General features: G+C 65.6%; 16 protein-coding genes, 1 tRNA gene and 1 pseudogene. 9 read left to right on the top strand and 9 right to left on the bottom strand.

Translation table 11 applies throughout. The features are described 5' to 3' along the window. Positions 1-65: 65 nt before the first annotated feature. From ASE28_RS03320 to ASE28_RS03305, 4 genes are all read right to left on the bottom strand, one after another. Entirely contained in the window at positions 66-1,742 is a 1,677-nt protein-coding gene (locus ASE28_RS03320; RefSeq protein WP_057264667.1) for a DNA glycosylase AlkZ-like family protein, read from the bottom strand. Beyond that, positions 1,739-3,037, bottom strand: coding sequence for a restriction endonuclease subunit S (locus ASE28_RS03315; protein WP_157421846.1), 1,299 nt, complete (start codon positions 3,035-3,037; stop codon positions 1,739-1,741). Before ASE28_RS03315 ends, ASE28_RS03320 begins: the two co-directional genes overlap by 4 nt. After that, positions 3,030-5,489 carry a class I SAM-dependent DNA methyltransferase gene (locus ASE28_RS03310; RefSeq protein WP_057264663.1) on the bottom strand — a complete coding sequence of 820 codons (2,460 nt, stop codon included), beginning with the start codon at positions 5,487-5,489 and terminating at the stop codon, positions 3,030-3,032. The genes ASE28_RS03315 and ASE28_RS03310 overlap by 8 nt, the downstream gene beginning before the upstream one ends. Positions 5,490-5,783: 294 nt before the next feature. Then, a tRNA-Leu gene (locus tag ASE28_RS03305) sits at positions 5,784-5,868 on the bottom strand. Positions 5,869-5,909: 41 nt separating this feature from the next. Here ASE28_RS03305 and cysM point away from each other — a divergent pair. From cysM to ASE28_RS03290, 3 genes are all read left to right on the top strand, one after another. Then, entirely contained in the window at positions 5,910-6,812 is a 903-nt protein-coding gene (gene cysM, locus ASE28_RS03300) for a cysteine synthase CysM (protein WP_057264660.1), read from the top strand. A gap of 123 nt (positions 6,813-6,935) precedes the next feature. After that, positions 6,936-7,502, top strand: a complete 567-nt coding sequence (locus ASE28_RS03295; protein ID WP_057264658.1) for an NUDIX domain-containing protein — start codon at positions 6,936-6,938, stop codon at positions 7,500-7,502. 5 nt (positions 7,503-7,507) lie between these two features. Then, complete coding sequence (locus ASE28_RS03290; protein WP_057201293.1) at positions 7,508-7,747, top strand: sulfurtransferase TusA family protein; 240 nt, start codon at positions 7,508-7,510, stop codon at positions 7,745-7,747. A 124-nt stretch (positions 7,748-7,871) separates the two neighbouring features. On the opposite strand, the gene galU is transcribed toward ASE28_RS03290, so the two are convergent. Together galU and ASE28_RS03280 are read right to left on the bottom strand one after the other, a co-directional pair. Further along, positions 7,872-8,759, bottom strand: coding sequence for a UTP--glucose-1-phosphate uridylyltransferase GalU (galU, locus tag ASE28_RS03285; RefSeq protein ID WP_057264656.1), 888 nt, complete (start codon positions 8,757-8,759; stop codon positions 7,872-7,874). Positions 8,760-8,839: 80 nt separating this feature from the next. Continuing rightward, on the bottom strand, positions 8,840-11,737 hold the full coding sequence (locus ASE28_RS03280; RefSeq protein WP_057264654.1) for a valine--tRNA ligase: 2,898 nt from the start codon (positions 11,735-11,737) through the stop codon (positions 8,840-8,842). A 280-nt stretch (positions 11,738-12,017) separates the two neighbouring features. On the opposite strand from ASE28_RS03280, the gene ASE28_RS03275 reads away from it, so the two are divergent. From ASE28_RS03275 to ASE28_RS03260, 4 genes are all read left to right on the top strand, one after another. Continuing rightward, positions 12,018-13,874, top strand: a complete 1,857-nt coding sequence (locus ASE28_RS03275) for a M48 family metallopeptidase (RefSeq protein WP_057264652.1) — start codon at positions 12,018-12,020, stop codon at positions 13,872-13,874. A 291-nt stretch (positions 13,875-14,165) separates the two neighbouring features. Continuing rightward, positions 14,166-16,088, top strand: coding sequence for a PrkA family serine protein kinase (locus ASE28_RS03270; RefSeq protein ID WP_057201290.1), 1,923 nt, complete (start codon positions 14,166-14,168; stop codon positions 16,086-16,088). A gap of 75 nt (positions 16,089-16,163) precedes the next feature. Next, the gene (locus ASE28_RS03265; RefSeq protein WP_057264649.1) at positions 16,164-17,432 is read left to right on the top strand and encodes a YeaH/YhbH family protein; all 1,269 of its coding nucleotides are present in this window, start codon (positions 16,164-16,166) and stop codon (positions 17,430-17,432) included. Between the two features lie 8 nt (positions 17,433-17,440). Then, positions 17,441-19,063, top strand: a complete 1,623-nt coding sequence (locus ASE28_RS03260) for a SpoVR family protein (RefSeq protein WP_369818117.1) — start codon at positions 17,441-17,443, stop codon at positions 19,061-19,063. 31 nt (positions 19,064-19,094) lie between these two features. Here the strand turns inward: ASE28_RS03260 and ASE28_RS03255 are convergent. The 3 genes and pseudogenes from ASE28_RS03255 to ASE28_RS03245 all read right to left on the bottom strand — a co-directional run bounded on the left by ASE28_RS03255 (position 19,095) and on the right by ASE28_RS03245 (position 22,895). Beyond that, a pseudogene (locus tag ASE28_RS03255) lies at positions 19,095-20,536 on the bottom strand (aldehyde dehydrogenase family protein). A 10-nt stretch (positions 20,537-20,546) separates the two neighbouring features. Next, positions 20,547-21,872 carry an aspartate aminotransferase family protein gene (locus tag ASE28_RS03250; protein ID WP_057264646.1) on the bottom strand — a complete coding sequence of 442 codons (1,326 nt, stop codon included), beginning with the start codon at positions 21,870-21,872 and terminating at the stop codon, positions 20,547-20,549. Between the two features lie 147 nt (positions 21,873-22,019). Then, positions 22,020-22,895, bottom strand: coding sequence for a GntR family transcriptional regulator (locus tag ASE28_RS03245; RefSeq protein ID WP_057264644.1), 876 nt, complete (start codon positions 22,893-22,895; stop codon positions 22,020-22,022). An 81-nt stretch (positions 22,896-22,976) separates the two neighbouring features. Here ASE28_RS03245 and ASE28_RS03240 point away from each other — a divergent pair, with 81 nt between their 5' ends. Together ASE28_RS03240 and ASE28_RS03235 are read left to right on the top strand one after the other, a co-directional pair. Next, positions 22,977-24,137, top strand: a complete 1,161-nt coding sequence (locus ASE28_RS03240) for a C45 family peptidase (RefSeq protein WP_057264642.1) — start codon at positions 22,977-22,979, stop codon at positions 24,135-24,137. A gap of 36 nt (positions 24,138-24,173) precedes the next feature. Then, complete coding sequence (locus ASE28_RS03235) at positions 24,174-25,751, top strand: ABC transporter substrate-binding protein (protein ID WP_082607876.1); 1,578 nt, start codon at positions 24,174-24,176, stop codon at positions 25,749-25,751. Positions 25,752-25,760 lie beyond the last annotated feature (9 nt).

Genomic DNA, 25,760 nt, shown 5'->3' with positions numbered 1-25,760 from the left:
GTCCATATCCGTCCATATCCGTCCATATCCGTCCATATCCGTCCATATCCGTCCACCACGGGTATTCAGCCCTGGGCAGGTTCGGCCAGGGTGTAGTAGGCCCCACGGCGCTCGCCATGCTGCACCAGCTGCCCGGCCACCTTCAACCGCTTTAGCAGGTCGCGCGACTGCGGGGCGGTCAGCCGGCACAGCTCCACAACCTCGCTGCGCCGAATACTGCCGTGTTGCCGTGCATAGTTCAGTACCAGCTGTTCGTGCTGCAAAGCGCTGAAACCTGCCTGCCGTGTATAGGCCGCCTTGTTGCCGTCTGCCATATACACCCCCGGCGACAGCGTGTAGGTGCGGCCCTTGGTCGCGCCATGCGCCTGCACAAGGCCTGCCTCCAGCAGTGTTTCCAGCGTGCGCTTGGCCTGCGCGATGTCGCGTTGGATGTGCGCGGCAAGGTCTTCGGAGGTCAGCCGTTTCAGCTCGCGCAAGGCGGCCAGTGCGATCAGGCTGTCAATGGGCAGGCTTGTGCCAAGCCGGCCTTCTTCGGCCACCACCAGTTTCAGAAACGCCTCGTCCGCGTCCACCGTGGCCAGCCGCAACACCACGTTCTGCGAATCGGTGCGTCGATAGTCGGGCTCTGGCCGGCCAAAGCGCAGCATGCCCCGGTAGATCTTGTCCACGCCCCGGCCCGAGCGTTCCACCACACCCACGCGCTTCATGGCATCGGCCAGTGCCCGGTTGCGCGGTCGCGGCTCGGTGGTCAGCAGATTGGCCAGCGTCACGCCATCCACCAGGCCGCCGGGGTTGCTGATGGTCAGGCCCCCATCGTCCAGGCGCACATGCACGGCGCCCAGGCGGTGGTAGTCGCGGTGCACCAGCGCATTGGCCACTGCTTCGCGGAAGGCGCCGAAGTCCACCCGCGGCACAGGCACCCGGAACAGACCGACCTGAATTTCATGCTCGGGGTTGTAGGGGCGGAAGTTGGTCTCCAGCCAATCGAGCGCCTTGAGCAAGGGGAAGCGGCGGAACTCGTTGAAGCCCACCGCCTCGCGCGCCAGCACCTGAAACGCGAACTCGTGGGTGGGCACCAGGTCGCGCAGCGCCTGTTCACGACCCACCAGCAGCAGGCCGGTCAGCGTGGGAGCACGCATGCCATTGGCTTGGCGTGCCGTGAGGCCCAGCGCGCCGTCCAGCGCCTCGTCGTCCAGGTCCAGCAGCACACGGTCGCCGCCATACTGCTGCACGCTCTGGCGCAGGCGCTCGCGCTCCAGGGGGTCCAGATCGGCCAAGGTGGCGCCCGCCACCGGCAGGGCCGACGCATCGGCCAGGCCGAAGTGCGCTGTGCGGCTGGCGCGGTCGTGCGGCAGCATGGGCGCGCATTCGGGCGTGCCGTCGTGCTTGATGCGGCGGCGCAGGTAGACGCCGCCGCTGGTGGACACCTCGGCGCTGCCCTTGGGCACGGCAATGTGCGCGACATTCACGCCACCCAGAAAGACCGGCGTAACGGTGACCGCCACTGACGGCGAGGTGCGCGCCGCCACCAACCCACCCAGGCCTGCCAGCTGCAAATGTTCGGCGTGCAGGCCGGTCGGCGTGCCATCGTCTTCCACGCCCAGCCACAGCTCGCCACCTTCGGCATTGGCCAGGCAGACCACCGCCTCCACTAGGTCGTTGTCCGACAGGCGCTTGCGGTCGCTCTTGAATTCGACCGTCAGCGACTCGCGGGCGGGCAGTGAGGGCGGGGTGGTGTTCATGGGGCGGTGCCGAGCAGCGAGGCGACGCGGACGCGGCCGGTGAGGAGATCGTCCATGAGGCCGAACTTCACTAACTTGTTCTTTTTGAGGTAGGCGCACTCCTTGCTAATCCGATGTTCGAGCGCCTTAATTTTAGAAACAATCGCAGCTTGCTCACTCACCACGGGAACTCCGGCGTAGACGCCACCAAGCTCACCGCGCTTCACATGGAGGAAGGAGTCCTTGAAGCCGTGGGCAGTGTCTTCAATGGCCCCCTGTCGAAATCGAAGAACTTCAAAGAGATAGGAGCGATTCACCAATGCCGAGCGTGCCAACACTTTGAAAATATGCTGGTTGAGAACGCCTTCTGGCCCATTCCATATGCGAGGGCCAAATGAGACACCCTTTTGCCCTGACCACGCGAACAAGAGATCGCCAGGCAAGATATGCCACTTTGAATTTATCGGTCCAGCGTAATGGTTGAATTCGCGAGAACCGTTGAGGTTTTGAATTCGGATGATAGGAAGGCCATAGTCAGTCCACATTCCCGCATCGAACGAGTTTCCGTTTGCAAAGTCAGCTAATTCAGAGAAAGTACGAGCTTCCCATTGCCTCGGAATCCACCCCAGCGCCGACTCCTTGTAAAGATGAGGTGCCTCGCTCTGCGGCGGGCGCAGTTCGCCGTTGGCGTCGATGCCGCGGGTCAGCAGGTCGTGCAGTAGCCCCTGCTTGACCTGATTGAGTTTGTCGACAATTGCCTCGGTCTGGCGGATGGCGGTGTCGAGGGCGACTCCAATACGCGCGATTTCATTCTGTTCTGCTATGGGCGGTATCCTCAATGGCGTGTTGAGAAGAACCTCGTTGGCGAAGTTGACTTGCGACTCCGCCATCCCTGTTGTTCGATCATGGATGTACTTCTGTGGTCCACTGAGCGCCAGCAATGCAGAAAGCACCTGGGGTAGCACTGCGTCTAAGCTGGGGCGTAGTCCTATCATTTTTCCTGAGACAACCAACTGTCGTCGGGTCGACGGAACATAAACCACCACGCCAACCCGATTGCGCGGGCCAGCTTTTGTGATCAGAACATCCCCAGTCTTTACTTCAATTTCCTCTCGCCCCCAGTATGAGCGGGGAAGGACCTTGTGGGCATCTTGATTCCAACCGGCCCAAGTAATCGCTGTTGTCTTTAGGACGCCCCACTCTCCGCTGTCAAAGACTGGCCGCTCCTCGCAATCAGGGCTAGGGCCACAAAAGTGGCGCTCCACTACATCGACAACCTTGACCTCTCGCCAATCCGCAATATTAGAGTCAAACATAGCCAAGCGCTCCGAGGAATTCACGAAGCTCGGACTCTGCCAAATTTCTCTCCTCCTCGATCGTCGTCAGCGTAACTCGGTACTTGTCCCACCAATTCTCAAACGCAGCGACCACTTGCTGCCGCTGCGCATTGATATATCGATCCAGGATCATCTGCATATCGTTGTGCAGGATCGCCAGCAACAACGTGGCCGCACGGGCTTCGTCCAGGGCATTGACTGCCGCATTGAGCTGCTGGGCGAAAGTCTGCTCCTTGGCCTTCATCTCCTTTTTCAAAGCGGCGAGCTGCTTCTTCCATTCCTTGAGCTGCGCCTCGTCGACTGCGGTCTCCTCGTCAGCGGGCTCGGATTCATCGCCATCCTCGCCCGTCGTCTTGCCGGGTGTCCCCGCTTTGATCTGGCTGTCCAGCGCAGCCTTGCGTGCTTCGAGCGCGCCCAACGCCTCGACAAACTCCGCCATCAGAAACTTGACCAGCTTGTGATCCAGCGGGTTGTCCTTGGCTTTTTCGTCGTCCAGCGCGGTGAGGATGCTGGTGCGCCAGGCATCCACCACGCCATGGGCGCCGCGCGCCATCAAGGTCATGAACTCGTACTTGGCATCGTCCCAGAAGCCGGCCACGATGCCGCGCACCTGAAACCGCCCGAGCACCCCGACCGGCTCCAGTGCGACGGCGAAGCTCTGCAGCAGGTCGTTGCGCAGGCCCACCAAGCCCGATGCACCCGCCAGCGCGGTGATGCGGGGGCTGTGTTCCCGCCACCAGGCATCAAAGGCGTCCCGAACGGCCTGCTCGCGGGCTATCAAGCCGGGGTTGGCCTCGACTGCGGGCTTGATGGCCTGCCGCTGGCCCAGTTCGGCGCGGAAGTCGAAGCAGTGGGCATCGCGCTCTGCAAATATTGCCAGCGGGTCCAGGCCGTGAGCGGCGAACAACGCGGCCTTGGCCTGCACTTCGGCCTTGGGCACGCCGCCCAACAGGTGGGCGCGCACGTCGTGGGGTTCGGGTGGCGGCGCGTTGTCAGCGTAGCGGCGGATGTTGAGGTTGAAGTCGTTCTCGCGCAGCGTGGTGGTCGAGACGATGGCGGAAAAGCCCGGCACCTCGGCAAACGAATCGAAGGTGTTGACGATCTTCTCGATGTGCTCGGGCAGCAGGTGGTTTTGCGCCCGGCCCTCGAAGTATTCGCGGTCGGCGTTGATGAACAGCACCTTGCCCTGGCGCTCGGCCGGTTTGCCGCTGGCGTTGCCCTGGCGCTGGCGCATCACCAGCACGCAGCCGGGGATGCCGGTGCCGTAGAACAGGTTGGCGGGCAGGCCGATCACGGCTTCCAGCAGGTCGGCCTCGATCATGGCGGAGCGAATGGCCCGTTCTTCACCGCCGCGAAACAGCACGCCGTGCGGCATCACGGTGGCCAGCATGCCGCCCTCGCGCAGCACAGCCACCATGTGTTGTAGGAACATCAGGTCGGCCTTCTTGCTGCCCAGCGATACCTCGCCATACTTGAACCGCTCGGCGCGGAACTTGGGCGCCCAGGTGGACTGGCCCGTGCGGTCGCTGTCGGTGCTGCCCCAGTTGATGGAAAACGGCGGGTTCGACAGCACCCTGTCAAAGCGCATCAGTTCGCGATCTTCCACATGCTGCGGTTCGGCCAGGGTGTCTTCGTTGCGCAGGTCGGCCGTGCTGATGCCGTGCAGCAGCATGTTCATCTTGGCGATGGACCAGACGGTGCCGTTGGCCTCCTGCCCGCACAGGTCGGCGCGGCGCCCGTCGCCACCGTGTTCGTCGATGTATTCCTTGGCCAGGATCAGCATGCCACCCGAGCCCACGCAAGGGTCGTAGATGCTGTGCCGCTGCTCGGGCTTGACCAGCCGCACCATCATGCGCACCACCGAGCGCGGGGTGTAGAACTCTCCGCCCTTCTTGCCGGCCGAATCAGCGAACTCGCCGATCAGGTACTCGTAGGCGGCGCCCAGCAGGTCCGGGAACTCGAAATCCTCGTTGCGCAGGCGGTAGGTGCTGAAGTGGCTGATGAGCTGGCGCAGCTTGATGTCAGGTATCTTGCTTTGACCCACCTTGCGCGAAAAGTCGATGTGCTCCAGTACCTCACTCAGACTGGAGTTGTTGCTTTCCAGGCCACCCAGTGCCCGGTTCAGAAAGCCGCCAACATCGACATGCGCGTCGTTGACCAGATACTGCCAACGGGAATCAGGGGGTACATAAAACGACTGGCCGTACCAGCGCCGGGTTTCGGCGCTCATGATGGCGTCCACCTGGCTGCTCCCGGCCGCTGCCTCCTGGGCGATGACTTCCTCGCGGCGCTGGTCAAAGACATCGGAGCAGCGTTTGAGGAACAGCATGCCAAAGATGTATTCCTTGAACTCCGAGGCATCCATCTTGCCGCGCAAGATGTCCGCAGCTTTGAAAAGGTGGCGTTCTAACTGGGAGAGGGTAAGGGGCATTGGGGGCTTGTCGGGAGGTCCGGCGCTTCAAACTTCGTAGGCAAAAACCATGTGCCGGCAATAGGTTACCTTACATGGTCGCCCTGGCGGCCTTGCTTGAGGGCCGCCTGAGTGGAGCTACAGTTTCAGGTTATTTATGCGTGCTGCCTGCCCTGTCCGCCGCACCGGTGTCATGTTATCGAGGTGCTTCATGCAGGTCATGGAAGCCAGTGACACGGGGCAAGGCAAAGAAAAACCCGCTTCACCTTGGCGGTGCAGCGGGTTGGATTCATCTGGATGCATGGGTGCATTCGATGGTGCCCGGGGCCGGAATCGAACCGGCACGCCTTGCGGCGGGGGATTTTGAGTCCCCTGCGTCTACCAATTTCACCACCCGGGCAGGGAATTCGTGAAGACTCAAATTATGGCACAGTAGGGCGCATGAAATATCCGACGATTGAAGACGCGATTGGCAAGACGCCGCTGGTGGCGCTGCAGCGCATTGGGGCGGCAGACAGCACCGCGCGGGGCAACGTGATCCTGGGCAAGCTCGAAGGCAACAACCCCGCGGGCTCGGTGAAAGACCGGCCGGCGCTGTCCATGATCCGCCGTGCCGAAGAGCGCGGCGACATCCGCCCCGGCGATACGCTGATCGAGGCGACCTCGGGCAACACCGGCATTGCGCTGGCCATGGCGGCGGCGATCAAGGGCTACCGCATGGTGCTGGTGATGCCCGAAGACCTGTCGGTCGAACGTGCGCAAACCATGAAGGCCTTTGGCGCCGACCTGGTGCTCACGCCCAAGAGCGGCGGCATGGAGCACGCGCGCGACCTGGCCGAGGCCATGCAAAAGCGCGGCGAAGGCAAGGTGCTCGACCAGTTCGCCAATGCCGACAACCCGCGCATCCACTACGAGACCACGGGCCCCGAGCTGTGGGAGCAGACCGATGGGCGCATCACCCACTTCGTGAGCGCCATGGGCACCACGGGCACCATCACGGGCGTGTCGCGCTTCTTGAAGGAAAAGAACGCCAGCATCCACATCATCGGCGCCCAGCCGCAGGAGGGCTCGCGCATCCCCGGCATCCGCAAGTGGCCGCAGGAGTACCTGCCCAAGATCTTCGACCCGAGTGCCGTGGACGAAACCGTGAACGTGAGCCAGGACGATGCCGAGGACATGGCCCGGCGCCTGGCGCGCGAGGAGGGCATCTTCGGCGGCATCTCGGCGGCAGGGGCCTGCTGGGCGGCGCTGCAGCTGTCGCAGCGCGTGAGCAACGCGACCATCGTCTTCATTGTCTGCGACCGGGGTGACCGCTACCTGTCCACCGGGGTGTTCCCCGCCTGACAGCATGGGCCGTCCACCGCTGCTACGCTGTGGTGGCGCGGCCCGCTGGCCCGCATGATGAACCAATCCAGGCAGCAGCCTGCCCGCATCCGGGGCGGTTGATGCTATAAAATCAAGAGCAACATGCAGTACGAACCCCGCCATTGCACCCATTGCGGCACGCCGCTGGCCCTCATCACCGTGGCAGAGGATGGTGGCGACAAGCAGCGCCTGCGCTGCCCGGCCTGCGGCTGGACGCACTGGAACAACCCCACGCCGGTGCTTGCCGCCATCGTGGAGGTCAACGGCCAGGTGCTGCTGGCGCGCAATGCGGCGTGGCCGGGCAAGATGTTCGCGCTGATCACCGGCTTCATGGAGGCGGGCGAATCACCGCAGGAAGGCATCGCGCGCGAGGTCAAGGAAGAGACGAACCTCGACGTGACCGCCACCACGCTGGTGGGGGCCTACGAATTCATGCGCATGAACCAGGTCATCATTGCCTACCATGTGGTGGCCCAGGGCGAGGTGAAGCTATCGCCCGAGCTGGTGGACTACCGGATGTACGATCTGGCAGACCTCAAGTGCTGGCCCGCCGGCACCGGCTATGCGCTGGCCGACTGGCTGCGCACGCGCGGGCACGAGCCGGTGTTCTTCACCGCCGAAGAAAATGCAGAGCGACGCCGCGGCCTGGACCTGCCGCCAAAGGACTGACGACCATGGACATCCACAAAGAAATCGACACGCGCGGACTGAACTGCCCCCTGCCCATCCTCAAGGCCAAGAAGGCGCTGGCCGACCTGGCCAGCGGCCAGTTGCTCAAGGTCGTGTCCACCGACGTGGGCTCGGTGCGCGACTTTCAGGCGTTTGCCAAGCAGACCGGCAATGAACTGGTGGAGCAGACGACCGAAGGGGCGGACGAGGCGAAAGAGTTCATCCACGTCCTGCGCCGCAGGTAACAGCGATGGTCTGAATGGAGCGAGGAAAGTCCTCGCTCCACAGCAAAAAGTCCTCCTGCTGCAAGCAGCAGCTGGAGGACTTTTTTGTGGGCGTGCCGCAACCGGTGCGGCATGGGGATGTGCCTTACAGGCTCAACCCCTTGAGGTATTCACGGAAGTGGGCGCCCACCTGGGGGTGCTCCAGGGCGAGTTCCACCGTGGCTTCGAGGAAGCCCTCCTTGCTGCCGCAGTCGTAGCGCTTGCCTTCGTACTGGAAGGCGTAGACGGCCTCGTGCTGCATCAGGCGGGCGATGCCGTCGGTCAACTGGATCTCGCCGCCCACGCCGCGCGGCTGGTTGCGGATCTCGTCGAACACGCCGGGCGTGAGGATGTAGCGCCCGGCCACGCCCATGCGCGAGGGGGCCACGTCGGCCTTGGGCTTCTCGACGATGCGGTCGATGCGGATCAGCGGGCCCCCGGCGGATTCACCGGCCACGATGCCGTACTTGTGTACCTGGTCCTCGGGCACCTCCTGCACGGCGATGACCGAGCGGCCCTGCTGGCGGAAGGCCGCTGCCATCTGCGCCAGCACCGGCTGGCCGCCCTTGGGGCCGACCATCAGGTCATCGGCCAGCAGCACGGCGAACGGCTCCTTGCCGACCAGGGGCTCGGCGCACAGCACGGCATGGCCCAGGCCCAGGGAGCGGGGCTGGCGCACGAAGGCGCAGTCCATGTCGTCGGGCTGCACCGAGCGCACCAGGGCCAGCAGCTCCTGCTTGCCGGCGGCCTCCAGCTCACTTTCGAGCTCGTAGGCGGTGTCGAAATGGTCCTCGATGGCACGCTTGCTGCGGCCCGTCACGAAGATCATGTGGCGGATGCCGGCGGCGTAGGCCTCTTCCACGGCGTACTGGATCAGCGGCTTGTCCACCACGGGCAGCATTTCCTTGGGCGATGCCTTGGTGGCAGGCAGAAAGCGTGTCCCCAGGCCGGCAACGGGGAAAACGGCTTTGCGGATGGCGGATGCAGCGGTCATGGGGCTCCTTGCAGGAAAGGTAAAAAAGGGGACTGTGCCGCGCCGAAGCGGGCAGATGTCCCCTGAGTATCACAGCGGTTTCAGCCCAGGCGTGTAAGCTGATCGCGCAATCGGCCCAGCGTGGCGGTGAAGTCGGCGATGCGCTTCTTGGCCTCGTCGATCACTGCAGGCGGCGCCTTGGCCACGAAGGCCTCGTTGCCGAGCTTGGCGTTGGCCTTGGCCAATTCACCCTCCAGGCGCGCGATTTCCTTGGAGATGCGGGCCTTCTCGGCCTCGACATCGATCTCCATGTGCAGGCACATGCGCGCCTCGCCCACTACGGCCACGGGTGCGGCCTGTGCGGCGGCGGCCCACGCGGCCTCGTCGTCGAACACCTTCACTTCGCTGAGCTTGGCCAGCGATTGCAGCACCGGTGCCACGCCGCGCATGAACTCGGTGTCGCCCACGGTGTACAGCGGCAGGCGGGTCGATGGCGAGACGTTCATCTCGCCGCGCAGGGTGCGGCAGGCGTCCACCAGGCCCTTGACGCGCTGCATGTGCGCAATGGCGGCCTCGTCGATCTTGCTCGGCTGCGCCTCGGGGTAGCGGGCGATGCTGACCGAGTCGCCTTGCAGGCCGGCCACCGGCGCCACCGTCTGCCACAGGGCTTCGGTGATGAACGGGATGATCGGGTGCGCCAGGCGCAGGATGGCTTCGAGCGTGCGGATCAGCGTGCGGCGCGTGGCGCGCTGCTCGGCCTCGGTGCCGGTCTGGATCTGCACCTTCGCGATCTCCAGGTACCAGTCGCAGAACTCGTTCCAGACAAAGTCATAGATCGTGTTGGCCACGTTGTCCAGGCGGAACTCGGCAAAGCCCTTGGCCACCTCGGCCTCGGTCTTCTGCAGCAGCGAGGAGATCCAGCGGTCGGCCTGGCTGAAGTGCATGTAGCCGTGGGCGGGGCCGCCCGGCTGGCACTCTTCCTTGGTGTGCTCCTTGAGGCCGCAGTCCTGGCCCTCGCAGTTCATCAGCACGAAGCGGCTGGCGTTCCACAGCTTGTTGCAGAAGTTGCGGTAGCCCTCGCAGCGCTTGCTGTCGAAGTTGATGCTGCGGCCCAGGCTGGCCAGCGCAGCAAAGGTGAAGCGCAGAGCATCGGCACCGTAGGCGGGGATGCCCTCGGGGAATTCCTTTTGCGTGTTCTTGCGCACCGTGGGCGCGGTCTCGGGCTTGCGCAGGCCGGTGGTGCGTTTGTCGAGCAGCGGGTCGAGCGCGATGCCGTCGATCAGGTCCACCGGGTCGAGCACGTTGCCCTCGGACTTGCTCATCTTCTTGCCCTGCGCATCGCGCACCAGGCCGTGGATGTACACGTGCTTGAACGGCACGCGGCCCGTGAAGTGCGTGGTCATCATGATCATCCGGGCGACCCAGAAGAAGATGATGTCGTAGCCGGTCACCAGCACCGAAGAGGGCAGGTACAGGTTGTAGTCGTCGGTCGGGCCGTCGCCCTGCTCGGGCCAACCCATGGTGCTGAACGGCACCAGGGCGGAGGAGTACCACGTGTCCAGCACGTCCTCGTCGCGGCGCAGCGTCTTGCCCGGGGCCTTGGCCTGGGCTTCGGCTTCGTTGCGGGCCACGATCACGTTGCCGTCTTCGTCGTACCAGGCCGGTATCTGGTGGCCCCACCACAGCTGGCGGCTGATGCACCAGTCCTGGATGTTGTTCATCCACTGGTTGTAGGTGTTCACCCAGTTCTCGGGCACGAACTGCACCTCGCCCGTGGCCACGGCGTCGATGGCCTTCTGGGCGATGGTCTTGCCCGTGGGGTCCTGCTCGCTCACCTTGCTCATGGCCACGAACCACTGGTCGGTCAGCATGGGCTCGACCACCTGGCCGGTGCGGGTGCAGATGGGCACCATGAGCTTGTGCTTCTTGGTCTCCACCAGCGCGCCCGAGGCTTCCAGGTCGGCCACGATGGCCTTGCGCGCCACGAAGCGGTCCAGGCCGCGGTATTTTTCAGGGGCGTTGTCGTTGATGGTGGCCTGCAGCGTCAGCACCACGATCATCGGCAGTTGGTGGCGCTGGCCCACGGCATAGTCGTTCGGGTCGTGCGCAGGCGTGACCTTGACCACGCCGGTGCCGAACTCCTTGTCCACATAGTCGTCGGCAATGATGGGGATCTCGCGGCCCACCAGGGGCAGCACCACGTTCTTGCCGATCAGGTGCGTGTAGCGCGCATCCTCGGGGTGCACCATCAGCGCCACGTCGCCCAGCATGGTCTCGGGGCGGGTGGTCGCCACGGTGAGGCTGCCCGAGCCGTCGGCCAGCGGGTAGGCGATGTGCCACAGCGAGCCGTCCTTCTCCTCGCTCTCGACTTCGAGGTCGGACACGGCGGACTGCAGCTTGGGGTCCCAGTTCACCAGGCGCTTGCCACGGTAGATCAGGCCCTGCTCGTAGAGCTTCACGAAGGTGTCGGTCACCACCTTGGACAGCTTGTCGTCCATGGTGAAGTATTCGCGGCTCCAGTCCACGCTGTCGCCCATGCGGCGCATCTGCGTGGTGATGGTGTTGCCGCTCTGTTCCTTCCACTCCCAGACCTTGGCGACGAAGTTCTTGCGTGCTTCGGGCGGGGTGGGGCCCATGTCGTGGCGGCTGATGCCCTGCTCCTGCAGCTGGCGCTCCACCACGATCTGCGTGGCGATGCCGGCGTGGTCGGTGCCGGGCACCCAGACCGTGTTGAAGCCGCGCATGCGGTGGTAGCGCGTCAGGCTGTCCATGATCGTCTGGTTGAACGCATGGCCCATGTGCAGCGTGCCGGTCACGTTGGGTGGCGGCAGCTGTATGGAAAACGCCGGCTCGCCCGCCTGCGCTACGCCGGTGCCCCGAAAGCCCGCTACACCGTAGCCTCGGCGTTCCCATTCGGGGCCCCAATGGGCCTCCAGGGCGGCGGGTTCAAAGGACTTGGAAAGGCTGTCGAGGCCGGTTTGTTGCAGGGGCGAGCTCATGGGGTAGGGCTGGTGGTGGGGCCGCCTGGGGGCTGCCTCCACGTTCGAGAGGGTGGAACCGGCCATTTTAAGTCAGCCAGCAAGGGCCCCACCGTCCCGACCGGGTGGTGTGCATCGCCCAGGGCACTTCGCGGCGCGCTATCGAATTGTTACCTTGTGCGACTGGCGGAAAGCAGATGTTTGCCGATAATCCGCCGCGATGGAGTGAGGAAAGGGGTGTTGCGTGCCAACGCCCAGGCTCCATGGCCGGAAAAACCATACCAAACAATCCGCTTCCCGTATGAACATTGCATCTGCCCTGCGCGTGGGCCTGGCCAAGGTCTTTGCCTATTCGCTGCTCTCGCTGTTCCTGATCCCGCTGGCGGCCTACCTGTTCACCGGCTATGCGCAGCGCGATGAGGACGCTCAGTTCATCACCCGCATCAGCCAGCGCATCGACGCCGAAAAGGGCATGCCCGCGGCCGAGAAGCAGGCGCAAAAAGACTTCTACCGGGCCAACCCGCCGTCCACGATCTGCACCAACAAGAGCCCTCAGGTGGCGGATTACCGCGAGGCCATGTGCGAGACCTATGGCGAGCTGTGGCAGTTCAACCTGGTGCGCAAGGTCTCGCTTTGGAGCATGGTGGCCGGCGCAGTGCTGCTGGTGGCGGTGCTGGGCCTGGGCGCCTTGGCCTTTGTGGACCGCAAGATGCAGTACACCAGCTTCGTCACCGGCTGGCATCTGACCACCTGGGCCAGCGCCGCCTCGCTGGTGGTGCAGGGTGCGCTGGCGGTGTGGCTGTCGTTCTGGGTCACGGCCTTCTTTTTCCACAAGTATTCGCCCAAGCTCATCATCCTGGTGGGGATTCTGGTCGCCGGCGGCGTGTTCTTGGCCGTCAAGGGCATCTTCAAGCGCGTGCAGTTGCGCAACGGTGTGGACGGAGAACTCGTGACCGAGGCCGATGCGCCGCTGCTGTGGAAGCGCATCCGCCACATGGCGGGCCGCCTCAAGACCGAGCCGCCCAGGCACATCGTGGCCGGCATCGACGCCAACTTCTTCGTCACCGAGGCGCCGCTCACCGTCGGTGGCCAGCAGCTCACGGGGCGTACCCTGTTCGTGAGCATCCCCTTGCTGCGCCTCTTGGACCAGTCGGAAGCCGATGCCGTCTTCGGCCACGAGCTGGCCCACCTGCGCGGTGGCGACACCAAGAGCAGCGCGCTGCTGGGCCCCAAGATCAGCCAGTACGACCACTACCGCCACGCCATGCGCACCGGCGGGCTCACGGCCGTGGTGGCACCGCTGCTCGACCTGTACCGCATGATCTTCGAGGTGGCTCTGGCGCGCGAAAGCCGTGAGCGCGAGTTCAAGGCCGACCGTATTGCCGCCAAGCTCATCTCGCCCGAGGCGATAGCGCAGTCGCTGATCAAGATTGCTGCCTATGCGCAGTACCGCTCCAAGATCGAGAGCGAGCTTTTCGGCCAGAACCGCAAGCACGATTCCGCCGCGCTGGGCATTGCCAGCTACGTGGCCCAGGGGCTGCCACCCTATGCCGCATCGGCCGACTTCCTGCAGGAGATGAAGTCCGCCAACGTGCCCCACCCGTTCGACTCGCACCCTGCCATGACCGAGCGCATGCGTGCCGTGGGTGTGAAGCTGCCCGAGAGCGCCTATGGCGCCATCGTCACGCGGGCGCCTGTTGCCACCTGGGCGCAGCAGATTCTCACGGCCGATGCCATCGAGCAGCGCATGTGGGGCGAATACGAGCAGGCCTTTGCCGCTGACCACGAACGCAGCCTAGCCTACCGCTACGAGCCCGCCACCGACGAGGAGCGCGCGCTGGTGCTGCAGTATTTTCCGCCGGTGCAGTTCGCCTTGAAAGGCAGCGAGACGGTGACGGTCAGCGTCGACGGCATCAGCACCTCGGCCGACGGCACCACTGTGTTCTGGGATGCCGTGAAGGCGCTGGAGTTCAAGGAAAGCAGCTTTGGCAATGCGCTCGTCGTCACCCACCCCGAGAAAAATGCCCTGGGCCTTGGCGCCAAGACCAGCAAGATCAAGCTCGCCGGCCTGAAGAAAGAGAAAGACGATTTCAACGCCACCGTTGGCCACTACTGGCAGCGCCACCAGATCATGCGCGCGCACCAGCAGGAAGGGTAGGCCCCTGCCCAAAGCTTGCGGGCGGCGGCCAGGGCCGACCCGCCAATACCAGCCCTGCGCCTGGTGACAGGTGCTGATCTGCAGGGTCCTCTTGCAGTGGTGATGACGGCTGAACTTTCTGCAGTGTGCCATGCTCTACCCAAGCGTGCATGGCCCTGGAAAAAAGCACGGCATGCCTGCGCTATTACCCTGTTCAATGGCAGGCCGTGGTGCTACAAAGGACCGGAGCCGTTAGCGATTCCCACTGCAAACCGTGGCACCCATGCGCAGGGTGCCACCACAGGAGGTCGTATGGATGCCATCAGCAATTTCGCCTCGCGTTACGCCCGTAGCCGTGAAGAAGAAATGTCGATCGACGAGTACCTCGCCGAGTGCAAGCGTGATCCCATGACGTATGCCACGGCGGCCCAGCGCATGCTGGCCGCCATTGGGGATCCCGAGACGGTCGACACGCGCAACGATCCGCGCATGTCGCGCCTCTTCGCCAACAAGGTGATCAAGCGCTACCCCGCGTTCGCCGAGTTCTACGGCATGGAGGATTCCATCGAGCAGGTGGTCAGCTTCTTTCGCCACGCTGCGCAGGGGCTGGAGGAGCGCAAGCAAATCCTCTACCTGCTGGGCCCGGTGGGCGGTGGCAAGAGCTCCATTGCCGAGCGGCTCAAGTACCTGATGCAGAAGGTGCCGTTCTATGCGATCAAGGGCTCGCCGGTGAACGAGTCGCCGCTGGGCCTGTTCGACGCGGTGGAGGACGGCCCGGTGCTCGAGGAGCAGTTCGGCATTCCCCGGCGCTACCTGCAGCGCGTGCTCTCGCCCTGGGCGGTCAAGCGGCTTGAGGAGTTCGGTGGCGACATCCGCCAGTTCAAGGTGGTCAAGCGCTACCCCAGCATCCTGAAGCAGGTGGGCATTGCCAAGACCGAGCCGGGCGACGAGAACAACCAGGACATATCGAGTCTCGTGGGCAAGGTGGACATCCGCAAGCTCGAAACCTTCGCCCAGGACGACACCGACGCCTACAGCTACAGCGGCGGCCTGTGCCTGGCCAACCAGGGCCTGCTGGAATTCGTGGAGATGTTCAAGGCGCCCATCAAGGTGCTGCACCCGCTGCTCACCGCCACCCAGGAGAGCAACTACAAGGGCACGGAAGGCTTTGGTGCCATCCCGTTCGATGGCGTGGTGCTGGCCCACAGCAACGAGAGCGAGTGGAAGGCGTTTCGCAACAACAAGAACAACGAGGCCTTCCTGGACCGCATCTACATCGTCAAGGTGCCGTACTGCCTGCGCGTGAGCGAGGAGATCCGAATCTACGAAAAGCTGATCCGCGAATCGTCGCTGGGCAACGCCGTGTGCGCGCCGGGCACGCTGAAGATGATGTCGCAGTTCGCCATCCTCACGCGCCTGAAGGAGCCCGAGAATTCCAGCATTTTCAGCAAGATGCAGGTGTACGACGGCGAGAGCCTGAAGGACACCGACCCGCGCGCCAAGAGCTACCAGGAGTACCGCGATTACGCGGGCGTGGACGAGGGCATGACCGGCATCTCCACGCGCTTTGCGTTCAAGATCATGTCCAAGGTGTTCAACTTCGACAGTGCCGAGGTGGCGGCTAACCCGGTGCACCTGATGTACGTGCTGGAGCAGCAGATCGAGCGCGAGCAGTTCCCTGCCGAGCTGGAAACCAAGTACACCAGCTACATCAAGGAGTCCCTCTCGCCGCGCTATGCCGAGTTCATCGGCAAGGAGATCCAGACGGCCTACCTGGAGAGCTACAGCGAGTACGGGCAGAACATCTTCGACCGCTACGTCACCTACGCCGACTACTGGATCCAGGACAACGAGTACCGCGACACCGATACCGGCGAGGTCTTCGACCGCGGCGCGCTCAACGCCGAGCTCGAAAAGATCGAGAAGCCGGCGGGCATTGCCAACCCCAAGGATTTCCGCAACGAGATCGTCAACTTCGTGCTGCGCGCGCGCGCCAACAACCAGGGCAACAACCCGAGCTGGACCAGCTACGAGAAGCTGCGCCTGGTGATCGAGAAGAAGATGTTCTCCAACACCGAAGAGCTGCTGCCCGTGATCAGCTTCAACGCCAAGGGCAGCGCCGAAGAGGCGCGCAAGCACGAGGACTTCGTCACCCGCATGGTGGAGAAGGGCTATACGCCCAAGCAGGTGCGGCTGCTGTGCGAGTGGTACCTGCGCGTGCGCAAGAGCAGCTAGCGCAGCGGCCAACAGGCTCTTGAAGGTTTTGCCAGTGCATCCCACCGGTGCGCTGGCCCATGATGGGGGCAAGGGATGGCATTGCAAATCATCGACCGCAGGCTCGCCGGCAAGAACAAATCGGTGGGTAACCGCGAACGTTTCGTGCGACGCTTCAAGGAGCAGATCGCCGAGAGCGTGCGCCGTGCGGTTTCGCAGCGCGGCATCCGTGACATCGAGCAGGCCGAGAGCATCACCATTCCCAAAAAGGACATCGGCGAGCCGGTGTTCCACCATGGCCAGGGCGGCATCCGCGACATGGTGCACCCGGGCAACGCGGAGCATGTGCGCGGCGACCGCATCCAGCGGCCCCAGGGCGGGGCGGGGGGCGGTGGCGGCTCGCAGGCCAGCGACAGCGGGGAGGGGGAGGACGACTTCACCTTCACCCTGACCAAGGAAGAGTTCATGCAGCTCTTCTTCGAGGACCTGGCGCTGCCCAACCTGCTGCGCACGCACATCGGCGAGACCCCGAAGTACAAGCCGCGCCGGGCCGGCTACAGCCAGAACGGCATTCCCAACAACCTGGCGGTGCTGCGCACCATGCGCGGGGCGCTGGGGCGGCGCATCGCGCTGGGCCAGTCGGCGCAACGCGAACGGGCGGCTCTGCAGGTGCAGCTCGATGCCCTGGTGGAAGAAGGCCAGGGCGCCAGTGACGAGGCGGCAGCGCTGCGGCTGCGCATCGATGAGCTCAAGGCACGCACCGGCCGCATTCCTTACCTGGACCCCATCGACCTGCGCTTTCGCTCCCGCGTGCAGGTGCCGGTGCCCAACAGCCAGGCGGTGATGTTCTGCCTGATGGACGTCTCGGGCTCCATGGACCAGGCGCGCAAGGACCTGGCCAAGCGCTTTTTCATCCTGCTGTACCTGTTCCTCACGCGGCACTACGAGAAGATCGACATCGTCTTCATCCGCCACCACACGCAGGCCGCCGAGGTCAGCGAGGAGCAGTTCTTTCACTCCACCGAGAGCGGCGGCACGGTGGTCAGCAGCGCGCTGGTGCTGCTCGACCAGATCATCCGCGCGCGTTACCCTGCGGGGGACTGGAACATCTACGCCGCCCAGGCCAGCGATGGCGACAACTTCACCAACGACAGCGGCAATTGCCGCAGCCTGCTGGTGGACCGGATACTGCCGCTGGTGCGCTACTTTGCCTATGTGCAGGTGGCCCAGGAAGAGCAGAACCTGTGGGAGGAGTACAGCCAGCTGCAGTCGCAGTTTTCCCACTTCGCCATGCGCAAGGTCTCCGAGCCGGGCGACATCTATCCCGTGTTCCGCGACCTCTTCAAGAAAGAGGGGGTGCAGTGATGAACCACATGGCCCAGTACCCGGTGCTGGAGCGGCGCCTGCGCGACAACCCCTGGAAGACCGCGGTCGTCGGTGAGCGCCGCCACCGCACCGTGCCCGAGCAGCCCCTGCCCGCCGGGGCGCGACCCGCGCAGCCATTGCCCGATCCGAGCGACTGGACCTTCGAGCTGATCGAGCGCTACCACGCGGCGATCGCCGCCACCGCCGAGCGCTTCGGCCTCGACACCTACCCCAACCAGCTCGAAGTCATCACCGCCGAGCAGATGATGGATGCCTATTCCAGCGTGGGCATGCCGGTGAACTACCGCCACTGGAGCTACGGCAAGGAATTTTTGGCCACCGAGCGGCGCTACCGGCGCGGCCACATGGGCCTGGCCTACGAGATCGTCATCAACTCCAACCCCTGCATCAGCTACCTGATGGAGGAGAACACCACGGCCATGCAGGCCCTGGTGATCGCCCATGCCGCCTACGGGCACAACAGCTTCTTCAAGGGCAACTACCTGTTTCGCATGTGGACGGACGCCTCCTCCATCATCGACTACCTGGTCTACGCCAAGGACTACGTGGCCCAGTGCGAGGAGCGCTACGGCTTCGACGAGGTGGAGCGGCTCATGGACTCGTGCCACGCGCTGGCCAACTTCGGCGTGGACCGCTATCGCCGCCCCTCCAAGAAGAACCTGGCGCGCGAGCGCCTGGAGCGCGCGCAGCGCGAGGCCTATGCCCAGCAGCAGGTCAACGACCTGTGGCGCACCCTGCCCACGCGCCCCGGCAAGGACGGCGCGGCGCTGGAGCACAACCGCTTTCCGCAGGAGCCGCAGGAAAACATCCTGTACTTCATCGAGAAGCATGCGCCGCTGCTGGAGCCCTGGCAGCGCGAGATCGTGCGCATCGTGCGCAAGATCGCGCAGTATTTCTACCCCCAGCGCCAGAGCCAGGTCATGAACGAAGGCTGGGCCACCTTCTGGCACTACACCCTGCTCAATTCGCTGTACGACGAGGGCTACCTCAGCGACGGGGTGATGATGGAGTGGCTGGGCTCGCACACCAACGTCATCTTCCAGCCCCCCGTGGGGCACCGCGCCTACAGCGGCATCAACCCCTACGCACTGGGTTTCGGCATGTACCGCGACATCCAGCGCATCTGCCAGAACCCGACGGCCGAAGACCGGCAATGGTTCCCCGATATCGCCGGCACCCCCTGGCTGCCCGCGCTCGACCATGCCATGCGCAACTTCAAGGACGAGAGCTTCATCGGCCAGTACCTGAGCCCGCACCTGATGCGCGAGATGCGCCTGTTCGCCCTGCACGACGACACGCGCCAGAGCGAGCTGCTGGTCAGCGAGATCCACGACGAAAACGGCTACCGCAACCTGCGCCAACTGCTGTCGCAGCAGTACGACCTGGGCACGCGCGAGCCCAACATCCAGGTGTGGAATGTGAACCTGCGCGGCGACCGCAGCCTGACCTTGCGCCACACCCAGTACCAGGGCCGCCCGCTGGCCGACGGCACACAGGAGGTGCTGCGGCATGTGGCACGGCTGTGGGGCTTTGGCGTGCAGATCGAGGGCGTGGACGCCTACGGCAACCACCCGGTGATGCTGCACTCGGTGCCCGCGCCCGCGGAATGAGCTGAAGCACCCCCTGAGGCGCGAAAGCGGCTCAGGGGGTGGTCACTTCCTCCTCGTACCCGAACATGGACTTGGCCTCCAGGTACTCCTCGAAGCCCATGCGCCCCCACTCGCGGCCGTTGCCCGACTGCCGGTAGCCGCCGAAGGGCGCTGCGTGGTCGGCCCGTGCGCCATTGAGGTGCACCATGCCGGCGCGCAGGCGGCGGGCGATGCGGCGGGCGTGGGCCAGGTCGGGCGCGCTTACATAGGCCGACAGGCCGTAGACCGTGTCGTTGGCGATCGCAACGGCCTCTTCCTCGGTGCCGTACGGCAGGATGCAGAGCACCGGGCCGAAGATCTCCTCGCGCGCAATGGCCATGGTGTTGCGCACATTGGCAAACACCGTGGGCAGCACGAAGTAGCCCTGGTCCAGGCCCGCAGGCCGGGCAAGGCCGCCGGTGGCGAGTCGGGCCCCTTCGTGCAGGCCGTTGGCAATGCACTCGCGCACCTTGGCGTACTGCACCGCGTTGGCCACGGGCCCGAGCGTGGTGGCCGCGTCGCGCGGGTCGCCCATGCGCAGCGACTGCGCCACGTCCACCGCGATGGCCGTGGCCGCGTCGTGCAGGTGCCCCGGCACCAGCAGGCGCGTGGGCGCATTGCACGACTGCCCGGTGTTGCGAAAGCACTGCAGCGCCGCCTGGCGTATGGTGGCCGGCAGGTCCACGCCGTCCACCACAATGCAGGGCGACTTGCCGCCCAGTTCCTGCGCCACGCGTTTGACCGTGTCGGCCGCCGCCTTGGCCACGGCCACGCCGGCGCGCGTGGAGCCGGTGAAGGAAACCATGTCGATGTCCGCATGCGCCGCCATGGCTGCGCCCACGCCCGGCCCGTCGCCGTTGACCAGGTTGAACACGCCGGGTGGCACGCCCGCTTCGTGCAGCACCTGCGCGAACAGCAGGGCCGACAGCGGCGCCGTCTCGCTGGGCTTGAGCACCACGGTGCAGCCCGCGGCCAGCGCGGGCGCCACCTTGCAGGCGATCTGGTTCATGGGCCAGTTCCACGGCGTGATCAGGCCGCACACGCCGATGGGTTCGCGCGCCACGCGGGTGCGGTTCACCACCTCGTCGAAGGCATAGCCCGCCAGCACCTCTGCGGTCTGGCGCAGGTGCGACAGGCCGGCCACTGCATGGGCCTGGCGGGCCAGTGTGATAGGTGCACCCATCTCGAGTGAGATGGCCATGGCAATCTCGTCCATGCGGCGCTCGTAGGCGGCAATCACCGCGTGCAGCACGGCCAGTCGCTGCTCGCGGCTGTGCGCCGCCCATGCGGGGAAGGCGCGGCGCGCGGCGGCACGGCGCGGTCCAGGTCGCGCGCATCGCCCAGCGCAATGCGCGCCACGGGCTGCTCGGTAAAGGGGTCCACGACGTCCTGCGTGCGGGTGCCCAGCGCGGGCGTCCAGGCGCCATCGATGTAGAAATTCAGGTGCTGCTGCATGGCGCTCGCTTCAGGCGGTGGCCCGCAGGGCGGTGCGGATGCTGTCCACCACCTCGCCGATCTGTGCCTCGCTGATCACCAGCGGGGGCGAGAGCACCAGCGTATCGCCCGAGTTGCGCACCAGCACGCCCGCCTCGAAGCAGGCCGCATGCACGGCATTGCCACGCGCGCCGGCAGCGCCTGGGCGGGGTGCCAGGTCGACAGCGCCCAGCAGGCCGATGTTGCGCACATCGGCCACGTGCGGTGCGTCGCGCAGGCCGTGCAGCGCGGCCTCCCACACCGGGGCCATGGCCTGCACGCGCGCGGCCAGGCCAAGCTCTTCGTGCACATCGAGCGTGGCCAGGCCCGCCGCGCAGGCCAGCGGGTGGGCCGAATAGGTGTAGCCGTGGAACAGCTCGATCGCGCCGGTCGAGCCCTGCATGAACGCGTCGTACACCGTGTTGCCTACGACTACGCCGCCCATGGGCACAGCACCGTTGGTCATGCCCTTGGCGCAGCAGATCAGGTCGGGGGTGACGTCGAAGGCCTGGGCCCCGAAGGCGGCGCCCACGCGCGCAAAGCCGGTGATCACCTCGTCGAAGATCAGCAAGATGCCGTGCTGCGTGCACAGCTCACGCAGGCGCTGCAGGTAGCCCACGGGCGGCGGGTACACACCGCCCGAGCCGGTGACGGGCTCGACGATCACGGCCGCGATGGTGGCCGGGTCGTGCACCACGAACAGCTGTTCCAGCGCGTTCGCGTAGTGCGCGCCCGTGGCGGGCTGGCCGCGCGAGAAGCGCGCATCGGCGTCGTACGGCAGGGGCAGGTGTGCCGTGTCGGGCAGCAGCGGGCCGAAGTCGCGCTTGTGGCGCCCGAGCCCGGCCACCGAGAGGCCGCCAAAGCCCATGCCGTGGTAGCCCTTGGCACGGCCCACCAGCAGGGTGCGGCGCGCATCGCCGCGCGCCTGGTGGTAGGCGCGCGCGATCTTGAGGGCCGTGTCCACCGCCTCGGAGCCCGAGTTGGTGAAGAACACGTGGTCCATGCCGCCCGGCGCCAGGTCGGCGATGCGCCGGGCCAGGGTGAAGGCAGCCGGGTGGCTCATCTTGAACGACGAGACGAAGTCCATGCGACCCGCGGCCTCGCGGATCGCCTCGGTGATGCGCGGCTGGCCGTGGCCCGCGTTGCAGCACCACAGGCCGGCCATGGCGTCCAGCACCTGGCGGCCATCGTCGGTGGTGTAGTGCATGCCCTGGGCGGCGGTGAACAGCATGGGCTGCTGCTGGAACTGGCGCTGGGCGGTGAAGGGCAGCCAGAAGGCGTCGTCGTTCTGGGGGCTGGAGGGGGTGGCGGAAGTCATGAGGGGCTTTCGGTGGGTGCTGCACAGGGAAGCGCAGGGAGCCGCGTGCCCGCCATGGCGGCATCGTCCCCTGCATGCCTTCTATTATGTTTTTTGTTTTAACAAAAATCAATACACCGACATGAAGCCTTCGCGCACTGCGCCCGCTCAGGCTTTGCCGGGAGGGCGCAGGCGGCTGGCGACATCCAGATGGCGCTGCATCAACAGGGCAGCCAGTTCCGTGTCGCCGGCCTGCAGGCGGTCGAGCATCTCCAGGTGCTCGCGGCAGTTCACCTGCATGCGCTCGGGTCCGTACTTCCAGTCGTAGTTGGACAGGCGGCGCAGGCGGTTCTGGCGCTGGATGTCCATATGGAAGAAACGGTTGCCCGATGCGGCGGCCACGCCCTCGTGGAAGGCGGCGTTCATCTCGAAGAAGGCGATGCTCGACGAATCCTCCGACAGCGTGCGCAGAAACTCCTCGTGCTGGCGGCGCATGTCCTGCGCCCAGGGGGGCGGCAGCGCAAAGCCGGGCTCGCGGATGGCGGCCGGCTCGATCACCATGCGGTAGCGGTAGCTCTCGTGGCGCACGCTAGCGTCCCAGGCGCCCGTGGCAAAGCGCCAGCCATAGCCGAGCTTGGGCTCGATGGCGCCCAGGTCGGCCAGGCGCTCCAGCGCATTGCGGATGGCCGGGCGGCCCAGGTCGTAGGCCTCCATCAGCTCCTTCTCGGAGACGTACTCGCCCAGGTTGCCGTGCTGGCGGTCGTAGGCAATGCGCCGCAGCAGCTCGTCGCTGCCATCGGCCGCCTCGCGGGCGGGGGCGGGCAGGGGCGGCACGCGCAGCAGCTCCACCCCGCGGTGCGGCTTGCGCTCGGCAAAGCCCTGCTGCGCGAGGTGGTCGAGCGCAGCACGCACCGGCGTGCGCGAGACGCCCAGGCGCTCGGCGAGCTGGTTTTCGTTGAGGCGCGCACCGGCCGCCAGGCCGTCCTCGTGGATGAGGCGGCTGATGCGGTCTGCCAGTTCCAGATGCAGGGGGGTAGAAACCATAGTCAGAAACAGTTGATGTTTTTTATTCTACAAAATACAATTCAGTCCATCGATCAATGATCGCTCACTCCACCCATCGCCATGGACCAGACTTTCCCTTGGGGCGCCGACCAGCCCATCCCTTCCTGCCCGTTGATCGAGGTCCGCGGTGCACCGCGCGAGCGCGGCCGCCAGTATGGCGAACAGGCCAAGGCGCGCATCCTGCGCGGCATCGCACATTACTCCACCCAGCTGGAGGGCAGCCAACTCGGCTGGCCCGAGATCGGCACGCTGGTGAAGACTTTCGAGCCCACCATCGAAGCCTTCGATGCCGCCTACCTCGACGAGATGCGTGGCATTGCCGAGGGGGCCGGTGTGTCGTATGAGGCCATCGTGATGCTCAATGCGCGCACCGAGATCCTCAAGCTGGCCGACCGCCGCCGCAAGGGCCAGCCCGCGCAGATCGACCCCGACGGCTGCACCGGCGTGGTCGCGATGCCCGAGGCCACCGCCTCTGGCCGCGTGATCCATGCGCAGAACTGGGACTGGAAGGCGGAGTGCGCCGAGACCGCCGTGGTGCTGCGCGTGCTGCGCGACGACGGCCCGGACATCCTGACCTTCACCGAGGCGGGCGGCATGGCGCGCTCGGGCATGAATTCTGCAGGCATCTCCATCACGGCCAACTACCTGGAGTCCGACCGTGACTACCGCCAGCTCGGCGTGCCCCTGGCCCTGTTGCGCCGCAAGGCGCTGGAGCAGGTGCAATTGGCCCTGGCCATGCGCATCGTGTACTGCACGCCCAAGTCGGCATCCAACAACGTGATGGTCTCGCACGCCACGGGCGTGGCCATCGACTTCGAGTGCGCGCCGGACGAGACCTTCCAGATCCATCCCGAGCGCGGCGTCATCGTGCATGCCAACCACTTCCAGAGCCCGATTGCGCTCTCCAAGATCAAGGACATGGGCATCGTCAACACGCCCGATTCGCTGTACCGCGACCTGCGCGTGCGCGCCCTGGTGGAGCCGCACATCGGCGCGCTCACCCGCGAGCACATCAAGGCCGCGCTGTTCGACGACTTCCAGTCGCCCTGGTCGGTGTGCCGCCCGCCACGCCCCAACTCCAGCAGCAACCTCTCGGCCACGGTGGCGATGGTGGTGATGGAGCCGGCCCTCGGCGAGATGGAAGTCGCCATGCTGCCCGCGCTCAGCCGCCGCTTTGAGGCCTACCGCCTGGACCTGGAACGCCACCTGGCGCTGGCCTGAGCGCGCCCGCTTGCCCCACGAAGAAAGGACCCCGAGATGACTACTGCCCCCTCGCGCTGGCTGTCCCAAGGCCTGGCCATGCTCGCCGGCTGCTGCGCGGTTGGCCTGGCCCAGGCCCAGCCGCAGGCCGACACCCTGCGCATCCGCCTGAATGCCGACATCCGCTCCACCGACCCCGGCGTCAACCGCGACAACAACACCGACGCGGTGATGATGCACGTGCTCGAAGGCCTGGTGGCCTACCGCGAAGACGCCTCCGTGGCGCCGCTGCTGGCCCAGTCGGTCACCCCCTCGGCCGACGGCAAGACCTACACCTTCAAGCTGCGCCAGGGTGTCAAGTTCCACAACGGGGCTCCGCTCACGGCCGATGACGTGCTCTTCGCCTGGAACCGCTACATGGCCCCGGCCAACAACTGGCGCTGCCTGGCCGAGTTCGACGGGCGTGGCCTGGCCAAGGTGGTCAAGGTGGATGCGCCCGATGCGGCCACCGTGGTCTACACGCTGGACAAGCCCTCGGCCCTGTTCCTGGCGACGCTGGCGCGCGTGGACTGCGGCGGCACGGGCATCTACCACCGCAGTTCGCTTGAGGCCGACGGCAAGTGGCGCGAGCCCGTGGCCACCGGCCCCTACAAGCTCGGTGAGTGGAAGCGCGGCCAGTACATCGAACTCTTGCGCAACGACGGCTATGCGGCGCTGCCCGGCCCGCGCGATGGCAACACCGGCGCCAAGATCGCCGAGACGCCCAAGGTGCGCTTCGTCATCATCCCCGATGCCTCGGCCGCCAAGGCCGCGCTGTTCTCGGGTGGCATCGACCTGAACTACGACATCAACGATGAGGACATGGCCGAGTACAAGGGGCGCAAGGACGTGCTGATGGAGACCCAGGCAACCATGAACGTGCAGGGCCTGCTGTTCCAGACGCGCGACCCGCTGCTCAAGGATGCGCGCATCCGCCGCGCCATCGCGCTCGCGCTGGACATGCCCGAGCTGGTGGCCGCCGTCACCTCGGGCAATGCCCCGCCCAGCCGCTCGGTCGTGCCCACGCCCAGCGCCTTCTACAAGAAGCCGCAGGCTGCGGTGCCGCCGCGCAACCTGGCGCTGGCCAAAAAGCTGCTGGCCGAGGCCGGTTACAAGGGCGAGCCCATCAAGATCCTGGCCACCAAGCGCTACAACAGCGTGTTCAACATCGCCGTGCTGACCCAGGCCATGGTGCAGGAGGCCGGCATCAAGGCCGAAGTGGAAGTGCTCGACTGGGCCACGCTGCTCGATCGCTACACCAAGGGCAACTACCAGGCCATGGCCTTCACCTTCTCGGCCCGGCTGGATCCGGCGCTCTCGTACGAGATGGTGACCGGCCCCAAGGACAAGCAGCCGCGCAAGGTGTGGGACGAACCCCTGGCCCACGAACTGCTGGCCAAGAGCATGGAGACCAGCGACGCAGCCCAGCGCCAGGCCCTGTTCGACAAGCTCGAAGTCCGCATGCGCGAGGACGTGCCCGCGATCTTCATGTACTCGGCTGTGAACACCAGCGCCGCCCGCTCGTACGCCAGGGGTTACAAGGGCTGGGCGCTGGGCACACCGCGTGCCTGGGGCGTGGCGCTGCGCGCTCCGTGAAGCCGATGG

Origin of the sequence: Acidovorax sp. Root219 (assembly GCF_001428665.1) — a bacterium.
Classification (GTDB): Bacteria; Pseudomonadota; Gammaproteobacteria; order Burkholderiales; family Burkholderiaceae_C; genus Acidovorax.
The sequence above is the reverse complement of the archived record's forward strand: the minus strand, read 5'-3'. Positions and strand labels throughout refer to the sequence as shown.